This is a genomic window from Bradyrhizobium sp. Leo78 (assembly GCF_059512425.1).
The window spans coordinates 1-18,814 of the sequence record NZ_JCAMOT010000045.1; the positions used below are offsets into that span (position 1 = coordinate 1).

Annotated in this window: 14 protein-coding genes and 4 pseudogenes; 6 read left to right on the forward strand and 12 right to left on the reverse strand. The window is 60.4% G+C overall.

Going from position 1 to position 18,814, the window contains the following annotated elements:
- Positions 1–472: 472 nt before the first annotated feature.
- From AC5ZG1_RS36160 to AC5ZG1_RS36205, 10 genes and pseudogenes are all read right to left on the reverse strand, one after another.
- Positions 473–1,498, reverse strand: a complete 1,026-nt coding sequence (locus AC5ZG1_RS36160; RefSeq protein ID WP_496135739.1) for a mechanosensitive ion channel family protein — start codon at positions 1,496–1,498, stop codon at positions 473–475.
- A 99-nt stretch (positions 1,499–1,597) separates the two neighbouring features.
- Complete coding sequence (locus AC5ZG1_RS36165; protein ID WP_496135740.1) at positions 1,598–2,848, reverse strand: adenylate/guanylate cyclase domain-containing protein; 1,251 nt, start codon at positions 2,846–2,848, stop codon at positions 1,598–1,600.
- Positions 2,845–3,234 carry a response regulator gene (locus AC5ZG1_RS36170; RefSeq protein ID WP_456640840.1) on the reverse strand — a complete coding sequence of 130 codons (390 nt, stop codon included), beginning with the start codon at positions 3,232–3,234 and terminating at the stop codon, positions 2,845–2,847. Before AC5ZG1_RS36170 ends, AC5ZG1_RS36165 begins: the two co-directional genes overlap by 4 nt.
- 2 nt (positions 3,235–3,236) lie before the next feature.
- Positions 3,237–4,622: pseudogene (locus tag AC5ZG1_RS36175) on the reverse strand (GAF domain-containing sensor histidine kinase); the annotation flags it as partial.
- A gap of 137 nt (positions 4,623–4,759) precedes the next feature.
- Positions 4,760–5,509, reverse strand: coding sequence for an SDR family NAD(P)-dependent oxidoreductase (locus AC5ZG1_RS36180; RefSeq protein ID WP_496135741.1), 750 nt, complete (start codon positions 5,507–5,509; stop codon positions 4,760–4,762).
- A gap of 21 nt (positions 5,510–5,530) precedes the next feature.
- Positions 5,531–6,313 (reverse strand): 3-hydroxybutyrate dehydrogenase, encoded by a 783-nt coding sequence (locus tag AC5ZG1_RS36185; RefSeq protein ID WP_496135742.1) that lies wholly within the window; start codon positions 6,311–6,313, stop codon positions 5,531–5,533.
- A gap of 42 nt (positions 6,314–6,355) precedes the next feature.
- Positions 6,356–7,531 carry a DUF3734 domain-containing protein gene (locus AC5ZG1_RS36190; RefSeq protein ID WP_496135743.1) on the reverse strand — a complete coding sequence of 392 codons (1,176 nt, stop codon included), beginning with the start codon at positions 7,529–7,531 and terminating at the stop codon, positions 6,356–6,358.
- Between the two features lie 32 nt (positions 7,532–7,563).
- Entirely contained in the window at positions 7,564–8,364 is an 801-nt protein-coding gene (locus AC5ZG1_RS36195; protein WP_496135744.1) for an acetoacetate decarboxylase, read from the reverse strand.
- 84 nt (positions 8,365–8,448) lie between these two features.
- Entirely contained in the window at positions 8,449–9,405 is a 957-nt protein-coding gene (locus AC5ZG1_RS36200; RefSeq protein ID WP_496135745.1) for an MBL fold metallo-hydrolase, read from the reverse strand.
- A gap of 77 nt (positions 9,406–9,482) precedes the next feature.
- Positions 9,483–10,202: pseudogene (locus AC5ZG1_RS36205) on the reverse strand (NAD(P)/FAD-dependent oxidoreductase); the annotation flags it as partial.
- Positions 10,203–10,473: 271 nt separating this feature from the next.
- On the opposite strand from AC5ZG1_RS36205, the gene AC5ZG1_RS36210 reads away from it, so the two are divergent.
- Positions 10,474–11,304 carry an alpha/beta fold hydrolase gene (locus AC5ZG1_RS36210; RefSeq protein WP_496135781.1) on the forward strand — a complete coding sequence of 277 codons (831 nt, stop codon included), beginning with the start codon at positions 10,474–10,476 and terminating at the stop codon, positions 11,302–11,304.
- A gap of 48 nt (positions 11,305–11,352) precedes the next feature.
- Positions 11,353–11,877 (forward strand): annotated as a pseudogene (locus AC5ZG1_RS36215) (FAD-dependent oxidoreductase); the annotation flags it as partial.
- A 64-nt stretch (positions 11,878–11,941) separates the two neighbouring features.
- On the opposite strand, the pseudogene AC5ZG1_RS36220 reads toward AC5ZG1_RS36215, so the two are convergent.
- Positions 11,942–12,847 (reverse strand): annotated as a pseudogene (locus AC5ZG1_RS36220) (cytochrome c biogenesis protein CcdA); the annotation flags it as partial.
- A 102-nt stretch (positions 12,848–12,949) separates the two neighbouring features.
- Here AC5ZG1_RS36220 and AC5ZG1_RS36225 point away from each other — a divergent pair.
- From AC5ZG1_RS36225 to AC5ZG1_RS36235, 3 genes are read left to right on the forward strand one after another with little or no spacing between them, the layout of a single operon-like run.
- Complete coding sequence (locus AC5ZG1_RS36225) at positions 12,950–13,615, forward strand: response regulator (RefSeq protein ID WP_496135746.1); 666 nt, start codon at positions 12,950–12,952, stop codon at positions 13,613–13,615.
- On the forward strand, positions 13,612–15,030 hold the full coding sequence (locus AC5ZG1_RS36230; protein ID WP_496135747.1) for an ATP-binding protein: 1,419 nt from the start codon (positions 13,612–13,614) through the stop codon (positions 15,028–15,030). Before AC5ZG1_RS36225 ends, AC5ZG1_RS36230 begins: the two co-directional genes overlap by 4 nt.
- 45 nt (positions 15,031–15,075) lie before the next feature.
- Positions 15,076–15,918: a hypothetical protein gene (locus AC5ZG1_RS36235; RefSeq protein ID WP_496135748.1), complete on the forward strand. Its 843-nt coding sequence runs from the start codon at positions 15,076–15,078 to the stop codon at positions 15,916–15,918.
- Between the two features lie 240 nt (positions 15,919–16,158).
- On the opposite strand, the gene AC5ZG1_RS36240 is transcribed toward AC5ZG1_RS36235, so the two are convergent.
- Positions 16,159–16,725: a DoxX family protein gene (locus tag AC5ZG1_RS36240; RefSeq protein ID WP_496135749.1), complete on the reverse strand. Its 567-nt coding sequence runs from the start codon at positions 16,723–16,725 to the stop codon at positions 16,159–16,161.
- 1,460 nt (positions 16,726–18,185) lie between these two features.
- Here AC5ZG1_RS36240 and AC5ZG1_RS36245 point away from each other — a divergent pair.
- Entirely contained in the window at positions 18,186–18,425 is a 240-nt protein-coding gene (locus tag AC5ZG1_RS36245; protein ID WP_496135750.1) for a hypothetical protein, read from the forward strand.
- The last annotated feature ends 389 nt before the right edge of the window (positions 18,426–18,814 follow it).

Here is an 18,814-nt window from a genome sequence, read left to right on the forward strand (position 1 = left end):
GTTTCGATCCCAAGAAGTCGATGCCGACAAGGTAGGCGCGCAGGCTTGAGTCTCCTAACATCAGGCTGGTTGAGCTTGTCCGATTCAACCCGCGGCAAGCTCAGGTGATAGTCGTCGAACGCTCGTGCATGACGTGCCGGAGAGCGGATCGATTTCGCAGCGCTTTTGCAACGCGTTGCGCTTGGCCACCTGAGTAAACCGCCACGCGTACATACACCGTGACCAAGAGATCGTCTGCGCTCCTCGTGCGAGTAAGCAATCTCTCCTTCCCCCGGTTTGAGATGGCCCATCAGTGGCTCGCGGATGCTCCAAGTCCATGAGATCCTTAGAGACGCACTGATCCCATGATCCCATGACCGTTGCTAGCGAAGCTTGGCGCGAGAAACCGCGCAGCGTCACGCTGTCCGATCTCGTGCAAATCCTTTCGAAGGAAACACGTACGGCGCTCTGGAAAGATACGTTCGCGTGGGTCTTAACCCGCGCGGGATGAATGCGCCTCGATTGCCCTGGCAGAATGTTCGCCGCTGATCGTGGCCGGGCCGAAGACAAGGCTTTCGGCCGGCGCAGCCAACGAAAGACCGTTTGCTTTGCATTGGCTGTAAAGGAGGTCGATGACTTCATTGCGGGCCGCTGTCCACCCGGCGGGACTCGCCACACGGAACAACAACTCGACTTCAATCGCGGCTGCGTCCATCGCATTCAGGGCGACAATCGGCGACGGGTCCTGAACGATCCGCGTGCTGGCTTCCAGTACGGACCGCATGACTTGCTCGACGACGTTTGGCGTCGTGGTGGCAATGCGTACGGTCAACGTTATCTGGTGCGTCTCGTCGGGGCGGCTGAGATTGGTGACACCCTGTCTTGCCAGGATGCTGTTCGGCACAACGACGACATTGTACCCTCCGGTGAGCAGATTGGTGGAGCGCCAGTTGGTCTCAACGACGCGGCCTTCCGTGCCGTCCTTCAACTGGATCCAGTCGCCTATGGCATAGGCCCTCCCCAGCGTCAGCGCGATCCCTGAGAAGACATCACCAAGGGTATTTTGCAGCGCGAGACCGAAAATGATCGCGACAACGCCTGAGGTCGCGACCAGTGTGCCGACCGGGACACCAAAGACAAAGCCAATGATCGACAGCGCCACACCGAGATAGATGACACCGACGGCCATGTCCTGGATCAGATGCGCTTCCCGTGGCCCACGATTGAGCAACATATAGATGTGGACCAGACCAATAATGGCCCATGCGAGATGGGTCCACCACAGGATCCTGGCCGATATGGAGAGCAATGCGCCGAAACCCCGCAAGTGAGCGCCATCGACGCGGTGCGGAGAGATGCCGCCCAGATAGAGCACGAGGCTCATGCCGACAAAGAACAGAATCTGGGCGATCAGTCGGCCTGCCGGACGGTTGCTCCCCTGAACATGCCAAACGACGATACCGGCAATTCCGAGGATGTTGGTCAGAACAAGCGGCATCATGTGATCTTCGTTTAACATAGTTTAGACTCAGCAATAGCGGTCGGTTGCAATCGACGAAGGCCTTAGACTCAGGTGAAGCTACGCCTCAATGAGTCCACGCCCTCGTGGTGTGATCAATCACCCCACATGCATTCGAACACCCTTGGCACCGTTGAGGAGCCGCTTCAGATGAAAATTCGCCAGCGGATCGTCGGCGTTGAGACCGACCAGTGCCGCGAAGGCTGGCACCACGTCGGTGTCATTTGCCTCCAACTTGTTAAACGCAGTTGCATACTGTGTCACGGCTAATCCATAACTCTCCGCAGCCGATAAGGGCTCGTGGGCGCGTAGCGCCTCACTTCGTCCCCGCAGAACAAGATCGCCGATCGGCCGCCCCCTGAACTCTCGGGCCTTACACGCGATCGAGTCGCTGACGCAGATTCGCGTACCCAATGTTTTGTTCGCCGCTTCCAGTCTGGCGGCAGTGTTAACCGTGTCCCCGTAAGCTGTGTAGTCAAAGTAACGGCCGCCTCCGAAATTGCCGACCAGCGCAGGCCCGGCATGGACGCCTATCCGCGTGACACCGAAGTCAACACCCCTCTGTTTCCAGCGCTCCCGAAATGTTTCGGCCCATCGATCGAGCGCCTGTGCGCACGCGATCGCACGGGTGGCGTAATCGATCTGGTCGCCGGGTGCATTGAACAGGACCTGAATGGCGTCGCCGATCACCTTCGCCACCGTCCCTTCATAGGCGAAGACGACATCCGTCAGTCCACCGACGTATTCGTTGAGCAAATCTGTCAGCACATTCGAATCGGCCGTCTCGACGAGTGAGGTAAAGCCGGTAATATCGGTGAAAATCACCGCAATGTCGCGCCAGTGGACCTGCATTCCATCGTCGCCATCTACCGCAGCAAGGCGCTTAGCGAGTTCAGGCGAGAAATATCTCGACAGCGACGCATGAGCGCGCTCCGCCTCCGCCTGTCGCCGGCGCGCCTCGCGCAAGACCTCGATGTGACGGATGGTCTTGTGGATCGTGGATTCCAGGTCGGCGAAATCGATGGGCTTGGTCAGGAAGTCGAACGCGCCGCGATTCATTGCGGTACGTATGTTGCTCATATCACCGTACGCCGAGACGACAATCGCCGCCTTCTTTTCCTCTCGCTCCTGCAGTTTCGCCAACAGCGAAAGGCCGTCCATGCGCGGCATGTTGATGTCCAAGACCACGAGATCGACATGCGGATGCTGCTCGATCGATTGCAACGCTTCAAGACCGTCACGCGCGAACACGAAGCTTATCTGCCGTTCGCGAATCTGCCGGCGAAACCTCCGGAGGACGAGCGCCTCCAGATCCGGCTCGTCATCGACTACAAGAACGGTGGAGGTCATGCGACATGTTCCAGTCTGGCCTCGATCGCCTGGCGGACCTGGCCGAAATCGATCGGTTTGGTCAACAGAGCCTGCGCGCCCCGGTCAAGTGCCGTCTTGCGCGTTTCGGCATCGCCGTACGCCGTGATCATGATCACCGGAACGTCGGGCCGCCGAGCGCGAAGCTCCGGCAGCATCTCCAGCCCGCTCATTCCGGGCATGTTGATGTCGGAGAGGATGAGGATCAGCGCTTGCTCGCCGGTATCGGAAATGCGGTTCAGGGCCTGCGCTGCCGAGCCGGCAAACTCCATCACAAAGCGTTGGGCGCGAAGCTCGCGTCGAAATTTCTGGCGAAACAGGACCTCCAGATCGGGTTCGTCATCCACCACAAGAACCGATACAGTCATAGTCAGCCCGCAATACTGTGAGAAAGACCGATGTTGCGCGGCAGCAGGATGGTGAACTCGGTGAATTCGCCGGGCTCAGTCTCGACATCAATCCTGCCGCCATGTTGCTTCACGATGATGTCGTGGCTCATGGAAAGTCCGAGGCCTGTTCCCTCGCCTGGCGGCTTGGTCGTGAAGAACGGATTGAACATTTTCTCCTTCACCTCCGGCGGAATACCAACGCCATTGTCGCGGATGCGGATTTCGACGTAATCGCCGCGATCATGCGTGATGGCGCAGAGCGCGGGCTCAAATCCGGGATCACCGTCGTCACAGCGCTTGGCGACGGCATAGAAGCCATTGGAGATGACGTTCAGCAGCACCCGCGTGATTTCCTGCGGGAACACTTCGGCGATCCCGGTGTCCGGATCGAAGTCGCGCCTGAGGGTGACGTTGAACTGTGGTCTCTCGGTGCGCGCGCCATGATAGGCAAGATTGAGGCTCTCCTCGACCAGCGCATTGACGTCGGCAGGCCGATGCTCGCCGCCGCCACCACGCGAATGCAGGAGCATGTTCTTGACGATGGAGTCGGCGCGCTTGCCGTGCTGCACGATCTTCTGAAGGTTGTCCGTTAGCAGCTCGCTCAGTTCATCCACTTCGCCGCGGATGTCGTCGGGGAGCATGACCGGAGCGAGGACCTCATTCAACTCGCCGGTCAGTTCGACGGAGAGCGCGGCGAAATTGTTAACGAAGTTGAGCGGGTTCTTGATCTCGTGCGCAATGCCAGCGGTGAGCTGACCGAGCGAAATGAGCTTTTCTGTCTGAACTAGGCGGTCCTGGGCCGCCCGTAGATCGTCGAGGGATCTAGCGAGCTCCTTCGTGCGAGCTTCTACTTCTTCGAACAACCGCGCGTTCTCGATCGCGATCACGGCCTGATCGGCGAACGTCTTGAGAAGGTTGATCTGGCTACCAGTGAAGGTTCCTGGTTCAGCGCGCGAAACGCCGATTGTACCGATCGCCACGCCTTTCCGGAGCATGGGCACGACCACGATGCTTCGATATCCCCTCGCGCGTGCCATGCTCCTGATCGCCGGATGGACACCCGGTTCGGTCTCGATATCGGAGCGAAATGCGATCGTCGACGTGAGTGCAACCCGGCTGTGGATCCCGGAGGACGTGAGCGGCGCGGGAAATGAGATTCGGATCTCCTCATTCCCGGCCACGCTACCTGCCGTGCATGCCGCCAGATGAAGCATGTCGCCGACGACACGTGTCACGAGCGCCGTTTGGCCGGCAAGCAACCGCCGCGCGCTTTCGGAGATGACGTCGAATACCGGCTGCACGTCAGTTGGTGAACTGGCGATGACATTGAGGATTCCTGCCGTTACGGTCTGCCGCTCCAACGCGATAGCGAGTTCGCCCTGCAGGCGGGTATTCTCGGCTACTCCGCTCTGCAGTCGTTGTTCGAGTTCATCGACCCTGTTCCTCAGGTCGGCATCCATTGTGCTGATCATCACTTCCGGGTTCAACGCCCGCCCGATCGCGACTAGGCCAACCCCAGGCCGCCGTCGATGGCAACCACCTGGCCCGTCATCCATTCCGAGGCTGAGCCGGCGAGCCGGACAATCCATTCTGCGACATCGTCCGGAACGCCGCGCCGCCCGAGCGGGATGCGCGCACGCTCCTGTTCCTTGACTGCGGCGGCCTGTTCCTGCGTCAGCCCCATCATGCCGGTGAGGGCGCCGGATTCCGTTGGCCCAGCGGCGACAGCGTTCACCCGTATGCCGAATGGCGCAAACTCGAGCGCCCAACAACGGGTCAGGTGCTCCAGCGCCGCCTTGCTCGCTGCATAATGAGACAGTCCGGACGCGGGCCGGTGACCAAATGTGCTCGACACGTTGATAATGGTGCCGCGCCTCGCCTTCAGGTGCGGAAGGGCAGCAGAGGCAAGCAGGCTAGGACCGAGCACATTAACCGAGAAGATGTCCATGATCCGATCGGCTGTGGTATCGGCCAATGGAAGGATTGCGCCGGCGCCGGCGTTGTTGACCAAGGCGTCAATTCTGCCCCAGAGATCCATCGCCTTGGCAATTGTGCGCTTGGCATCATCGGTCGAGGCCGCATCCGCAACGATACCCGCGATGTTCGGATGCTCGGCAATCGTTTCGTCCAGAGTAGCCGCCCGACGGCCGGTCACGAGCACCTTGTCGCCCTGATTGGCAAGGCGGATCGCCGCCGCTCGCCCGATTCCTGAAGTGCCGCCGGTCAGGACAATGACCTTTTCTTCGTTATGCATGTTGGTCGCGCTCCTCTGCGATTACTGGGCGGTCCAGCCGCCATCAACCGAAATCGCGGTTCCGGTGATCTGGTCGGCGGCGGACGAACATAGAAAGGCAATGGTGCCGCCGAGCTGCGCCGGAGAAACAAATTCGAGGGACGGCTGCTTCTCGGCCAGGAGTGTCTTGGCCGCTTCCGTCCGGCTGATGCCTCTTTGCGCGGCGATGTCGTCAATCTGCTTGTCGACCAGGGGCGTTCGCACCCAGCCCGGGCAGACCGCATTGCAAGTGACCCCGCTCCCGGCAGTCTCCAGGCCGACCACTTTGGTCAAGCCGACCAGACCGTGCTTGGCCGCGACGTAGGCGGCTTTGTGCGTCGAAGCGACGAGGCCGTGAGCGGAGGCAATGTTAACGATCCGCCCCCAGCACTGCTTCTTCATCTGAGGGACCGCCGCCGCAATGCCGTGGAACGCGGCCGACAGATTGATCGCCAGGATCGCGTTCCATTTGGCGGCCGGGAATTCTTCGACCGGCGCAGTGAACTGAATGCCGGCATTGTTGACGAGGATGTCGAGCCGGCCGAATTTCTCGACCGTCGCTGCGATCAATCCGCGCACGGCCTCCTGCTTCGACATATCGGCGCCATTGTAAACGGCGCGCACACCATGCTCGCGTTCGATACCGCCGCGGATCGACTCGATTTCGCTGGCATCGCCAAAGCCGTTCAAAACGATGTCAGCCCGGAGCTTGGCCAACTCCCTAGCGATACCGAGCCCAATACCGCTGGTCGATCCGGTGACGACTGCTACCCTGCCCTTCAACATGGGACTTCCTTTCGATGGTTTGGGATGAGATTTGCCGCGAGATCAGTCACGACGGTGGATATCGTGGGTGACAATGCCGAGCTCGGGAGCAGGCGGGTCGAGCCGCCGTGGATCGGCCAACGTGCGGCGGATATCCTCCAGGCCGCTCTGCCAATGCGCCCGCATCGCGTTCAACCCGAATTCGTAATCCTTTGAATGGCGCTCGTAGATCTTGGACTGGTAGATCAGATGGATGATGTTGCAGGAGCGATGGCGAGCCATGTCTGCGATGGCGCGGATTTCCGGATCCTGCTTCGCGCTATCCGGCAACATTTCGAGCATTCGCTGCAACGCCTGACGCATCTTCTGCATCCGTAGCGCCTGGTCCGTGATGGCGCGTGTGCGGCTGGAATACTGAATGTCCTTCTGGCGGCTCGACACCTCCATCAGGTCATTCGGCACATGGCCCCGCGCCGACCAAAGATCGACCTGGAAGGTCAGCGTGTCGCGCGGCTCGCTCGACAGCACTCGGGATAGAGGCGTGTTCGAAACGACGCCGCCGTCCCAATAGTGCTCGCCGTCGACCTCGACCGCAGGGAAGCCCGGCGGCAGGGCACCGGATGCCATGAAATGCTGCGGTCCGAGCCGGCGTTCAGCCGTGTCGAAATAGGTCAGGTTGCCCGTACGGACGTTGACCGCGCCAACGCTGACGCGCACCTCCCCCGCGTTCAGCCGATCAAAGTCGACAAGCCGCTCCAACGTCTGCTGCAATGGTGAGGTATCGTAGAAACTCGTCGCTGCGTTGCCCGAGAAGGGCGACAGGAACGGTGGCGGGAAGCGTGGCTTGAAAAAGCCGGGTTGCCCCTGGAGGAGGGCCCTGAGGGCCGCCAGGGCATTGTGCGCTGAGCGGAGATCGAAGGCGAACGGCATCGCATTGGCAAGCTCTTCGCCAACCGGCCATTCCACCGCCGCCGCGCAGATGCTCTCCCAGAACTTGCGTAACCGTTCGATTCGCTCGGCCTCGGGCGAGCCGGCAATAATGGCGGCGTTCAGCGCGCCGATCGAAATGCCAGCCAACCAGTTCGGCCGTATCCCGGCTTCGTGCAGGCCTTCGTAAACGCCGGCTTGATAGGCACCAAGCGCGCCGCCACCCTGCAGCACCAGGGCCACGACATCATATGGCAACGGCTTGGCCGGTTGCGGCGCCGGATCGATTTTCCCGCGCATGACGTTCAACATTTTCTGGAGCTCCGGATGTAGGGCTGATCTCGTCAGCCGGCATTTGCTTCGATCAAGACGTCAGAGACCGAGCCGCGGCGCGGAGTTCCCTGGTCGGCGGCAAGATAGTCATGGACCACGCCGCCGAGCCCGAGCGTCAGGTCCACGACGAGGTGCTTGGCCGACAGAACCTGCAGCACCGGCAACTCGGCGACGGGTGCCAGGGCATGCGAGTACAGATCCAGGGCAGCGGGCCCGGTCCAAGCGCCCTTCACGGTGATGTCCTCGAGGTGGAAGCGCACTAGCTCGCAGATGCGCGGCGAACCATCGACATGCGGAATGATCTTGAGCAGGAAATTGGGGGCTGCGAGCTTGCGGGCTTCCGCCGCCGTATCGAGCGAGCGGTGCTTGTAGCCCATGGTGCCGGTCGCAATGCGGACTGAGCCATAGTTCAAAGTGCCAACCAGCGTATCGATTTCGACCTCCAGCTTCGGTTGCGCCAATTTCTTGGGAAACCCCCATAGTTCGCGCCCACCCGCAATCGGCGGATGGTCGTTCAGGAACATCTGATGGGTGAAGCCACCCAATTGGCCCTTGTAGGATACGGGAATGACCTGGCCGCTCTCGGTGTAGTCGCCGAAACCGGTGGAATCCGGCATGCGGATGAACTCGTAGTTCACCACCGGTTCGGTGACCTCCAGCGGTTCCGGCACCACGCGGCGCAGCGCGTCGGGATCGGTGCGGTACTGGATGATGAAATACTCGCGGTCGACGAAGCGGTAAGGACCGGGAGGAAAGGCCGGACTGCTTAGCGGCATCGCGAACGACGATGCGCGCACGGTCTCGTGTTTCACGAAGGTAAGCTCCAAGTTTGTCAGTGGCGGGCGCGTCGCGCTTGTCAGCACCCGCCCCTGGTTCGGATTTGACTCAACGCGCGGTCAGTAGTCCCAGAAGACCGGCACCCAACGAAACGCGTTGCCGGCGACCGCGACATGACCGACCGACGGGAACGGCATGTGCGTGGCCACCAGCAGTTCGCGGTTCGCCGCCAGTTCGCGCAAAAGTTCGATCCGGACGCGAGCGGCTTCCTCGGGATCGTGCTCGAAGCCGTTGTGCCAATCCGGGTGCTCGAACCCGACGGTGAAGACGAGGTCGCCGGCGAATGTCAGCCGGTCGCCGCCGGATGCCACGCGAACCACGCTGTGTCCGGGAGTGTGGCCACCGGTGCGGCGGACTACGACGCCCGGCGCAACTTCGTGCTCATCTTCGAACGTCCGCAGCTGGTTGTGGTACTCGTTCGCGAACCGCTTGGCGGTGGCCCGAAGCGCGTCCGGGAATCCCGGCGGCATGGAGACGCGGGAGAAATCGGGTGCCTCCCAGAATTTGACCTCCGCGGCCGCCACGTGGATCCGCAGGTCCGGACGCAGCCGGTCCTTCACGCCCCCGACCAGCAAGCCGCCGACATGGTCCATGTGCATGTGGGTCAGCACCACGTCGGTCACGGATGCCAGATCGATGCCGGCGGCTTCTAGTCGCTTGATCAACTGGCCGGCCCGCGGCAGGTGCAGATCCGGGTCCAGTCCGAGACCCGCGTCGATCAAGATGGTCTGCGCGCCGCTGCGTACCACGACCACGTTCAGTGCCCAGTCGAACGCGTCCGGCGGCAGGAACATGTCGTCCAGCCAGGCGGCGCGGACGGCCGGGTCGGCGTTGTGCGCCAGCATCTTGGACGGCAGCGGCAGCACGCCGTCGCTGATCACCATAACATCGATGTCGCCGATTTTCAGCGCGTAGCGCGATGGTACCAATTCGTCGGGCTTCGATCTAACGGAGCGTGCGGCAGTGTCTAAGCTCATGGCTGTCTCCTGTTGAGTATTGCGGATCATCCGATCCATCTTCGAGAACTTCTGCGCTCGATCCTGAGCGGCTCGTGCTTTTCGCGCAGAAAGCACGGTCAATGCTCGTGAGGTGTTCAGAGATCAGTGACACGCTCCGGATCAGCGGACGCAAGAGCAGCGGCACGCACGGCTCGCGGCGGATAGATCCAGACGGTATTGATCTCTTTCTTGGTCTTCTTGGCTTCGTCGCCAACCATTTCGACTTCGCGCTCCCAGCCTCGCGTGAACAGCGCGCCGGCTTTTCCCAGGTCGAGGCAGGTGACGTAGGCCTTCTGGTGGTACCGTTTGGTCGGGACCCCGAGCAACTCGGCGGCCGCATTGTTGCCGGCGAAGGCGCCCATCCGCGTGGCGTGTTGGCAGGACATGAGCGCGTAGTTGCCAACCTCGTCACATGCCGCTCTGGCGGCATCGCCGGTCGCAAAAACGCCAGGCACCGACAGCACGCGCAAGTCGGGATCGACGAGCAGGCGTCCAAAGCTGTCTCGCTCGGCTGGGATCTGTGCGGTTAGCGGAGCGGCGCGCATGCCGGCCGCCCAGATCACGGTCCCGCTGTCAATGTGCTCTCCGCTGGAAAGCGTGACGCCGGACTTGTCGAGCGAGGTGACGCCAACGCCGAGCCGAGTCTCCACCCCCAGCTTATGCAGCGCAGCTTCGATGATAGGACGAGGACCTTCGCCCATGTCGGGGGCGATCGAACTGTTTCGTTCGACGATGACGACACGCGGCTTGGCATCTTTGCCGAGGATCTCACGAAGCCGCGCGGGCATTTCTGTCGCGACTTCGATGCCAGTGAAGCGATTGGCGCAGAGACTCGCGTTAACAGCAATCGCTCTGCAAACACCGCAATCGCTCTGGGGCAGTGCGAATCCCGGTTAGCTAAATCATCCTTATGACAACTGTACGGAGATGAAAATGTCCTGGATCGTCAGTCAGCTTGCAAGTACGTCGCGGCGAAGCATGATCGCGAGTGCGATCGCCGGCGCCGCTTCTTTAACTGTCCGATCCTCCTCGGCCCTCGGCAAAGAAATCAATGCCTCGAAATCGGGCGCTCAAGGAACCGATCTCGTGACCTCCGTCACGACCAAAGACGGAGTGAAGATTTTTTACAAGGACTGGGGGCCGAAGTCCGCCCAGCCAATCGTTTTTCACCATGGTTGGCCGCTGAGCTCTGACGATTGGGAGACCCAGATGCTCTTCTTCCTCAGCAAGGGCTATCGTGTCATCGCCCATGATCGTCGAGGTCACGGTCGCTCGGCCCCGGTCAGTAATGGCCACGACATGGATCACTACGCAGCCGACGTTGCGGCGGTGGTCGATCAGCTTGATCTTCGCAACGCCATTCACGTCGGTCATTCCACCGGTGGCGGAGAGGCCGCGCGCTATGTTGCGCGTTATGGTAGGGACCGCGTGGCCAAACTCGTTCTGATCGGTGCTGTGCCGCCGCTGATGCTGAAAACGGAGGCCAATCCAGGCGGCGTGCCCCTCGAACTTTTTGACAACCTACGTGCTCAGCTCGCGGCGAACCGCTCAAAGTTCTATCTCGATTTCGCGAGCGGTCCGTTCTACGGCTACAACCGTCCAGGCGCCGAGGCGTCGCAGGCGGTGATCTGGAACTGGTGGCGCCAGGGTATGATGGGCAACGCCAAGGCGCAATACGACTGCATTAAAGCGTTCTCCGAGACCGACTTCACCGAGGATCTGAAAAACATCGCTGTGCCTACGCTCGTTCTGCACGGTGGCGACGATCAGATCGTACCCGTTGCCGACTCCTCCCTATTGTCGGCGAGGCTGCTGAAGCACAGCGTCCTGAAGATCTACGATCTCCTGCCTCACGGCCTGTGCACGACCCACGCCAACATCGTCAACGCCGAGCTTCTCTCGTTCATCTCGGCCTAGTGCGTTCCGCCGGCCACTCTGCACCACCTAGATCTACAGGAGTATTACATGCGCCTCGTCATCATAGGCGCCGGCTTCGCCGGCATGTACGCTGCACTTTCCGCCGCCCGCCTGCGCGAAATTCAGGGTGTTTCCCCCAGAGACCTCGAGATCGCGCTGGTCGCACCGGAGCCGACGCTGGTGATTCGACCGCGGCTCTATGAGCCGAAACCGGAGACCCTGACAGCTTCGCTCCTGGATGTGCTGAAGGCCGTTGACGTTGCCTATGTGAAAGGCAGCGCCGAGTCGATCGATACCAAGTCACAAGTGGTAGACATCGTTGCGGCCACGGGCGCGAAGCAGAGACTGACCTATGACCGATTGATTGTCGCCACTGGCAGCCGGCTGTTCCGTCCCAGTATCCCCGGGCTCGCTGAACACGGCTTCAGCGTCGACCAGCTCGACGACGCGATCGCCCTCGACCGGCATTTGCATCATTTGGTGGGGTGGCCGGTATCACAGATGCGCGACACGGTTGTCGTGGCCGGCGGCGGATTGGCGTTTCGCCAGTCAGCCGCATGGATGCTGCGGCGAAGGCTATTTGAGAGGAATGGCCAAGCGCCGCGGCCCCGCCGATCGATCCCTTGTTGCCCGCCGTGTCCGCAAGCCTGGACGTCCACGATTGTGGCAATTGAAGCTCGTAGAGGCCAAACATGGAAAGCGAGAGAGCCACGAACACCAGGCTCGTCGCGATGATGGCTGTGGGCGTCTGCAAGGCAGCCTGAAGATTCTCGCCCGACCATGCCGCGAAGACCCCAAGCGTGCCATAGGACGCTGCCATCGCGAGGACATAAGCCGCCGAGAGGACGAAACTGCGTGCCAGCGAAAGCTCATCGCCGGCGCGCGCCAGCATGCCCGACATAATGGGGATCATGGGGAACACGCACGGTGTCAACGAGAGCAAAATGCCGAAGCCGAGGAAAGCAAATAACGTTGAGATTAAACCGTTGCCAAACAGAGTCGCTGACTCGGCTTCAATTCCGTTCGTCGCTGCGGCAGACGGTACGGCGACGGCAGGCTGGCTCTGGTCTGAGGCCTGTTGAGGTGAAGTAGCCGTGCCTCCTACCTCCGGAGCATCGCTGACCAGCAAGGTCATCAGGTCAACGGCCTTGGAGATAGGCGGGTAACAGATCGTGCCCTCCGCACAGCCCTGATAAGTCACGATCAGACTGCCTTTAGAGGGCAGCAATTCGGCTGCAACGGTGGCCGTCGTGGACAGGTGGTAGACTTCGGTCGGACCAAAATTGGGGTCATCCTTGGGCTCGCCGGGCTGGGTCTCGATCCGAACTCGATGGCCGTCGACGGAGGCGGTGATACGGTCCCGGTAAAGGTAATGCCCCGGCGCAATCAACCAGCCGACCTGTACGCCGCCTTTGTCGGTTGATCGCGCCTGGAACCGAAAGGCCTGATCGGCGGGCGTGACTCCGGCGGCCCCAGCGGGCATCCCCCCAGCGATAAAGGCCAAGAACAGCGTAACAAATCCGAGAGTGCGGACGTATGGCATGGAACCCCTTCTGTTGCGACAGGGGGCCGAAGTGACGTTGCTACCTTAAGGCAGCCTTAAGGTTCGCCTCCGACAGCAAGTTCACGATAAGGAGCCGCTTCAATGCGCATTCTGGTCGTCGAGGACGATGTCGTTCTCGCGGACGGTCTGAAAGTTGGTCTCGGGCTCTATGGAGCCACACTGGACGTCGTCGCGAGCTGCGCGGACGGACAGGCCGCGCTCGCGGTTGACACGTTCGATGCGGTCGTACTGGACGTCATGCTTCCTGATGGATCGGGGCTGGATCTGCTAGCTTCGTTGCGCGCCAAGGGCGATCGGATTCCGGTTCTCTTGCTGACCGCCCTCGACGAGGTGTCGGATCGAATCAAGGGATTGGACGTAGGCGCCGACGACTACCTTGGCAAACCTTTTGATCTGGCCGAGCTTGCAGCACGCGTCCGCGCAATCAGCCGCCGGCAGGAGGGACGCGCGTCGTCTTGCATGTCGTACAACGGAGTGACGCTCGATCTCGCACGTTTGACCGCAACCGTTGACGGCACCACCATCAGCCTGTCGCGTCGCGAGTTTGCAATCCTTTCCGCCCTCATGGATCGCCCGGGCGTCGTTCTTTCCAAAAACAATCTGGAAGGGCGCCTCTATGGCTGGCAGGAAGAGATCGAGAGCAACACCGTGGAGGTTCACGTGCACAAGCTGCGCACGAAGATTGGACGCGCCAAGATCGAGACCCTGCGTGGCATCGGATACCGGATGAGGCCAATCGCATCATGATCTCGCTCAAACGCAGGCTGTTTTCTATTCTGGTCGTCGCAACCGGTCTTATCTGGCTCGCTGCCACGGGCTGGATTTACGTCGGTACGACGAGGGAAGTCGAGAACGTTCTCGACTCCCGCCTTCAGGAGGCCGCACGGATGGTCCTGTCGCTCGCAGCAAGCAACGGCGTCAGCTCGTTCCAAAAGGACGCCGACTCCGGTCACGTTGCGGAATCCCTGAGTTACGAGCACCAGCTCAACTGCCAGATATGGTCTCTTGATGGCCGCTTGGTGGCGCGGTCCAGCGGCGCGCCGAGCGAGAGCCTCAGCGATAGCCGAACGGGGTTCTCCGAGCGCACCATCAATGGCGAAACGTGGCGGGTCTTCACGGCGGAAGATCCGACAAAGAACGTTCGGGTTCTGGTCGGCGACCGCCTGGGTTTGCGGGAAGGGTTCGTCACCGACATCATGAAGGGACTGGTAGCTCCAATGTTCCTGACGATCCCCCTTCTGGCTCTCCTGATCTGGGCGAGTCTCAATCGCGGCTTTCGGCCGTTGCAGATACTTGCCAAAGATCTCAAGCGCCGCAATGCCGACGATATGACCCCGGTAGCGGCTGGAAATATACCGATCGAAATTCAGCCGATGGTCTCTTCTTTGAATAATCTCTTCGGAAGAGTAAGGGACGCACTGCGTCACGAGAGGGACATCACGGCCTTCGCAGCCCACGAGCTCCGCACGCCGCTTGCCGGCCTTCGAACCCAAGCCCAGATTGCGATGACCACGCCTGACGAGAGCGCGCGGAACGCAGCACTTCGTCAAATGGTGTTCTCGGTCGACCGCACGAGCCGGCTCGTGCGACAGTTACTGACCATCGCCAGGCTCGACTCCGGACGTGAGGCGGCGATGAAGTCGGTGCATGTGGGCGTTGTCGTGCAGGAGGTCCTCGATACGCTCTCCCCATCCGACAGGGGAGTGGATGTCACCATCGATCCGGTATTGAGGAATACGTTCGTCACCACGAACCGGGAGGCCCTGGTCCTTGCCGTTCGGAATCTGCATGAGAACGCGGTCCGCCATATGCCGCAAGGCGGGACAATTCGCTGGTCTTCCCAGGTCACCGATGGTGGCGTAACTGTCTTTGTTGAAGATACTGGTCCTGGCATTCCCGAAGACGAACTCAAGCTGGTCGCCGAGCGTTTCTTCCGAGGCCGCAACAAGAGCCCTCTCGGGAGTGGGTTGGGCCTGTCCATTGTCACCCTGGCACTAAAGACGGGCGGTGCCCGGCTGAGCCTACGTAACCGGATTGACACATCAGGACTGCGAGCTGAGATGATATGGGACATTCGCCCACGGCAGGATTCAACCAACGCGCACGACGGATCGATCCCCGCGTATCGGCGAAGGGCAAAGTCCGGTCTCTTGCCGGCATAGCCGATGGAGTCGTAAACGTCGTTCGTGAATGAAGCAACGGACGGGATGACAGACCTTACCCAAAGCGACCCAGTCCCGGCGATCACCGAACAAGCGGCAACAGGAGCTGCTGCAGAGATCTTTGCCGATATCCGCAGTACGCTGAACGTGGAGGTCGTGAACCTAGTCTGGCGTCATCTCGCGACAATGCCGGGAGCCCTCGAATGGGTGTGGGGCTCATTGAAGCCGCTGTATCGGGGCTCTGCCATCACTCATGCCGAATACGTTCGCAAGAATTTAACGCTGCCTCACACCCCTCCTCTTTCGCACGACGCGCTTTCAGCAGCCGGGATCGATGCTGTTGCCCTCTCTTCCATCCGAGTAATCCTGGACAGCTATCAGCACACGAACGCGTTGGCGCTCGTCTGCCTTTCCGCCTTTCTCGCCCGATTTGATCGGGCCGCGCCAACCCGCGCGGTTGTACCTCCAGTCGGCGATGAGAGCTCTTACGTTCCGCCGAACCGCGTGGTGCTACCGCGGCTTATACCCATCGCCGAAATGCCATCGCCGCTCGCCAGGCTCGTCCATGAACTTAACGGTTTCGGTGAGGATTCCGATCCGGCTCTGGTCGCCAGCATGTATCGTCACCTTGCCCATTGGCCCGCTTATCTTGCCCTGATAAGGACGTTTCTTGTTCCGCTTCACGAGTCGGGCAAACTGAGTTCCCTCGTTGGCGCAACCCGCCACCTCGGAGACGAATTCGGAGCGCTAATTGCAGGCGAGATTTCGACGACCGCACCGCGCCTGGAGATCGAGCCGATCCTCAACGCGGTCCGGCGTTTTGTGCGTCACCCGATCGCCCGGATGACAGGCGTTTGCGCTCTCATTCGTCACGCGACGCCACGTTGAAGCTCGTCTTTTGCTAGCAATACGCCCGGCTGCGGGATCTTACCCGTGGCGAAGCCCCGATCCATCAGGAACGTGGATGCCACCAGCGCGGCGATGGGCTGGCAAGCTCGCACCACCGCAATTCTTGGCAAAACGTCATGATTTTTCCTTCCGGGTCCGGGCCCGGTGAGATCATAGAGCAAATGAGCCGCCCGCAAACGCGTACCTGCATTTGTAAGCGAGTCGACTTGAGCATCGAGATCAGTCCGCTATCCGACGACTCCGCGAAGCTACGCCAGGAGCTAACCATCGGAGCAACCAATTGTCCGCTGCGAAGGGACCGGAACCTCCGAGAACAAGCGCAACAAGACAAGCCAAGTAAAGCAAATCCGTTTCATAGCCTGGTTGGCCAAACTGCGCTCCGTTAGGAGTTATCGCTTGAAGCTTTATCGATGAGAATCCGTATGGCAGATGGACAGTGAAGATAGCGACCAGCAACACGATAGCCATCGGAATGCTGACGATCGGAACAAGCGCCCCCAGCAGGATACAAAATCCTCCGACGATTTCCGTTACAATCGTTATCCAGGCAAACACGTGCGGAATGGGCAGGCCCATCGCATGCAGAATGCCCGTGAAATTATCGGCGCCGCGCAACAGCTTTGCAAAACCGTGCTCGGCAAATCCGTACCCGACGATGAGGCGCAACGGAAGCGGTGCCCAGCGGCCCACCGAGGAATAGAGCAACAGCTGGAATGCGGCGAGGTTTCGACCGATGCCGCTGTCAGGGCTTTTCGTGTTGTCATGGGACGTTCCTGAATTAATCATTGCTTCACTTCTCTTTTAGCGGTGACCACTCATAGATTGAAGAGAAGCAAGCCACCTTAAGCGAGCCTTAAGGACACTCGGCCGAGCGAGGGAGAAAATGGATCGCACGATTCTAGCCGGCTCTAACGATGCGCCTAATCTGTAGCGTGGAGAAGGCCCATCGGCGCTCAGCGGTCCGGCCACATTTGAAGCCAGGTGGCACCGGCCACATCTGGGTGACGATACGCGCACGAGGCATGGCAATCCGGAATCTTCTTAAGCCCGATTTAAGCTGAGAGAGGGAAACGCCGTACGCGGGCGCTGTTCCTGAACGGGAAACTAACACTCAAAGCAAGCGCAGCGCGTCACGAGGAAAGCCAAGCATCGTCGGCTTCAGTTTATGGAGAATTGGAATGAGGAAACTGCAACTTCTGTCGGCCGGCTTGGTCGTCGCAACCATGCTGGCAACACCCGCTCTGGCCCGCGAGGCCCACGCAAAATCGCAGCATCGTGCGGAGAACGCCGTCAGCCCTGCGCCAGGAAGCCGTCACAACGAGCATTCGTGCATCCTGGCACCGCGGGTCGGTGCGTTCGCCACGCAGCCATGGGAAAACGGGCCTCCTTGCGAACCCAACCCGGGTTATTGATCCGCCGCCCTGCGGGCTGATCCGGCCAATTGTCACCAGCAACAAACTCCAAATTGGATGTCGGCCCTCCATGGCAACAGTGCAATCACGAGATGACAGACGTCGGGCTGCATCCAACATTCGCAGCCCGACTTCTCTCGTTCTACCCCGATCAGTTCCGCCCGTCCCATGATACTTGGGCCGACTCATAGAGTCAGCGGCGTGACGCGACGAAGGCCACGTTCCCTTACCTCGCACTCCAGTAAACGAGAGCGACTCATGTCAAGAAAGACCATCTTTGGCCCTGCGCTGGTTATATCGTCGTTCTTGCTGGCGAACGCCGGATATGCAGAGCAGGCTCTGCCATTTCATAAAGGACCATGGCCGATACGGAACGGTCACAACTACCAACCTAGGGAGAATGAGCTGAGATCATTGCATCTCCAGGATGTCGCGCCGGACCAGGCGCGCGAGATCGAGCGATTGTACAAGCAGCTCTTAAGGCCACATCCTGGGACCAAAATTGATCGCGCGGCGGAAAAGGAGGTCAGCCAATGGGATTCCCCTGGCGCAAACCGAGCATGATCGCTATCGCGCTCATCATCGTGTTAGGCGCTTGCGCCATGGCTTTGGCTCGACCTCACCCGGTTTCCGAACCCATATTGGGAACGGATTGGCAGTGTAGCCGCGCTGCGTTCGTCGTCACCTGCAATCACGGCTGAGATGGATCCTGGATGCAGGGTTAAACCATCCCACTTCACTTGCCGATATGCCGTCTCAGCGAGGTCCTCCGTCACCATTCGCCTTCCACGGTGGCCTGCGACCGCGTCGGGGCAAATTGACTGGAGACAGTCCATGCGCTCTTTCCTGACATTGTGCTTGATTGCCCTATGTGCTTTTGCGAACGCCGCCGCAAGAGAACATCATGCCGGATCGCGGCAGGTCATCGTTCGTCACAGCCAGCCTGTGATCCCAAACTACGTCACTCCGGGTGGTGTGCGGATCTATCGCGACGACTCCGTTGCGGGCGGTGTGCGCACCGACCACGACGACCCTCCTGCCGACGATGATCCATCCAAGTTTGGCGGCGGCTAAAGTGCGGCGCCAGCAGCGCAACGGTCTTGTTGCTGGGCAAGGCGCACGGTGAGTCCGATGCTTGGATACCCTCGCATCGTCCAGCGTGCATCAGACAGGCTACAGCTACGCGCCAATCGGCCCAGACCTTACCGCTGGCTCGGACCGGAAGCAGTCAATCGCTGGTCAATAGGGCCGCTCTCCAGCGAGTTGCCGGAGTGGCGAACAACACAGCAGGCACCATCATGGCCCAGGATGTCAGCCACGACCCGATCCAACTAAGGAGAATCGTGCCTTCCTTGATAAAATGGCCATTCGCTACACCTGAAGCAATACCCGCTGTAAGACCGGACTGGATTGCGCCGAACGCGAAGTGCTCATACTGCGGGAAATCCGTGGCACAAGATGCG

Coding starts and splice junctions, on each gene's coding strand:
- AC5ZG1_RS36160 (WP_496135739.1), bottom strand. CDS start 1,498: ATGTTAAACGAAGATCACATGATGCCGCTTGTTCTGACCAACATCCTC.
- AC5ZG1_RS36165 (WP_496135740.1), bottom strand. CDS start 2,848: ATGACCTCCACCGTTCTTGTAGTCGATGACGAGCCGGATCTGGAGGCG.
- AC5ZG1_RS36170 (WP_456640840.1), bottom strand. CDS start 3,234: ATGACTGTATCGGTTCTTGTGGTGGATGACGAACCCGATCTGGAGGTC.
- AC5ZG1_RS36180 (WP_496135741.1), bottom strand. CDS start 5,509: ATGCATAACGAAGAAAAGGTCATTGTCCTGACCGGCGGCACTTCAGGA.
- AC5ZG1_RS36185 (WP_496135742.1), bottom strand. CDS start 6,313: ATGTTGAAGGGCAGGGTAGCAGTCGTCACCGGATCGACCAGCGGTATT.
- AC5ZG1_RS36190 (WP_496135743.1), bottom strand. CDS start 7,531: ATGTTGAACGTCATGCGCGGGAAAATCGATCCGGCGCCGCAACCGGCC.
- AC5ZG1_RS36200 (WP_496135745.1), bottom strand. CDS start 9,405: ATGGATCGGATGATCCGCAATACTCAACAGGAGACAGCCATGAGCTTA.
- AC5ZG1_RS36225 (WP_496135746.1), top strand. CDS start 12,950: ATGCGCATTCTGGTCGTCGAGGACGATGTCGTTCTCGCGGACGGTCTG.
- AC5ZG1_RS36230 (WP_496135747.1), top strand. CDS start 13,612: ATGATCTCGCTCAAACGCAGGCTGTTTTCTATTCTGGTCGTCGCAACC.
- AC5ZG1_RS36235 (WP_496135748.1), top strand. CDS start 15,076: ATGACAGACCTTACCCAAAGCGACCCAGTCCCGGCGATCACCGAACAA.
- AC5ZG1_RS36240 (WP_496135749.1), bottom strand. CDS start 16,725: ATGATTAATTCAGGAACGTCCCATGACAACACGAAAAGCCCTGACAGC.
- AC5ZG1_RS36245 (WP_496135750.1), top strand. CDS start 18,186: ATGCGCTCTTTCCTGACATTGTGCTTGATTGCCCTATGTGCTTTTGCG.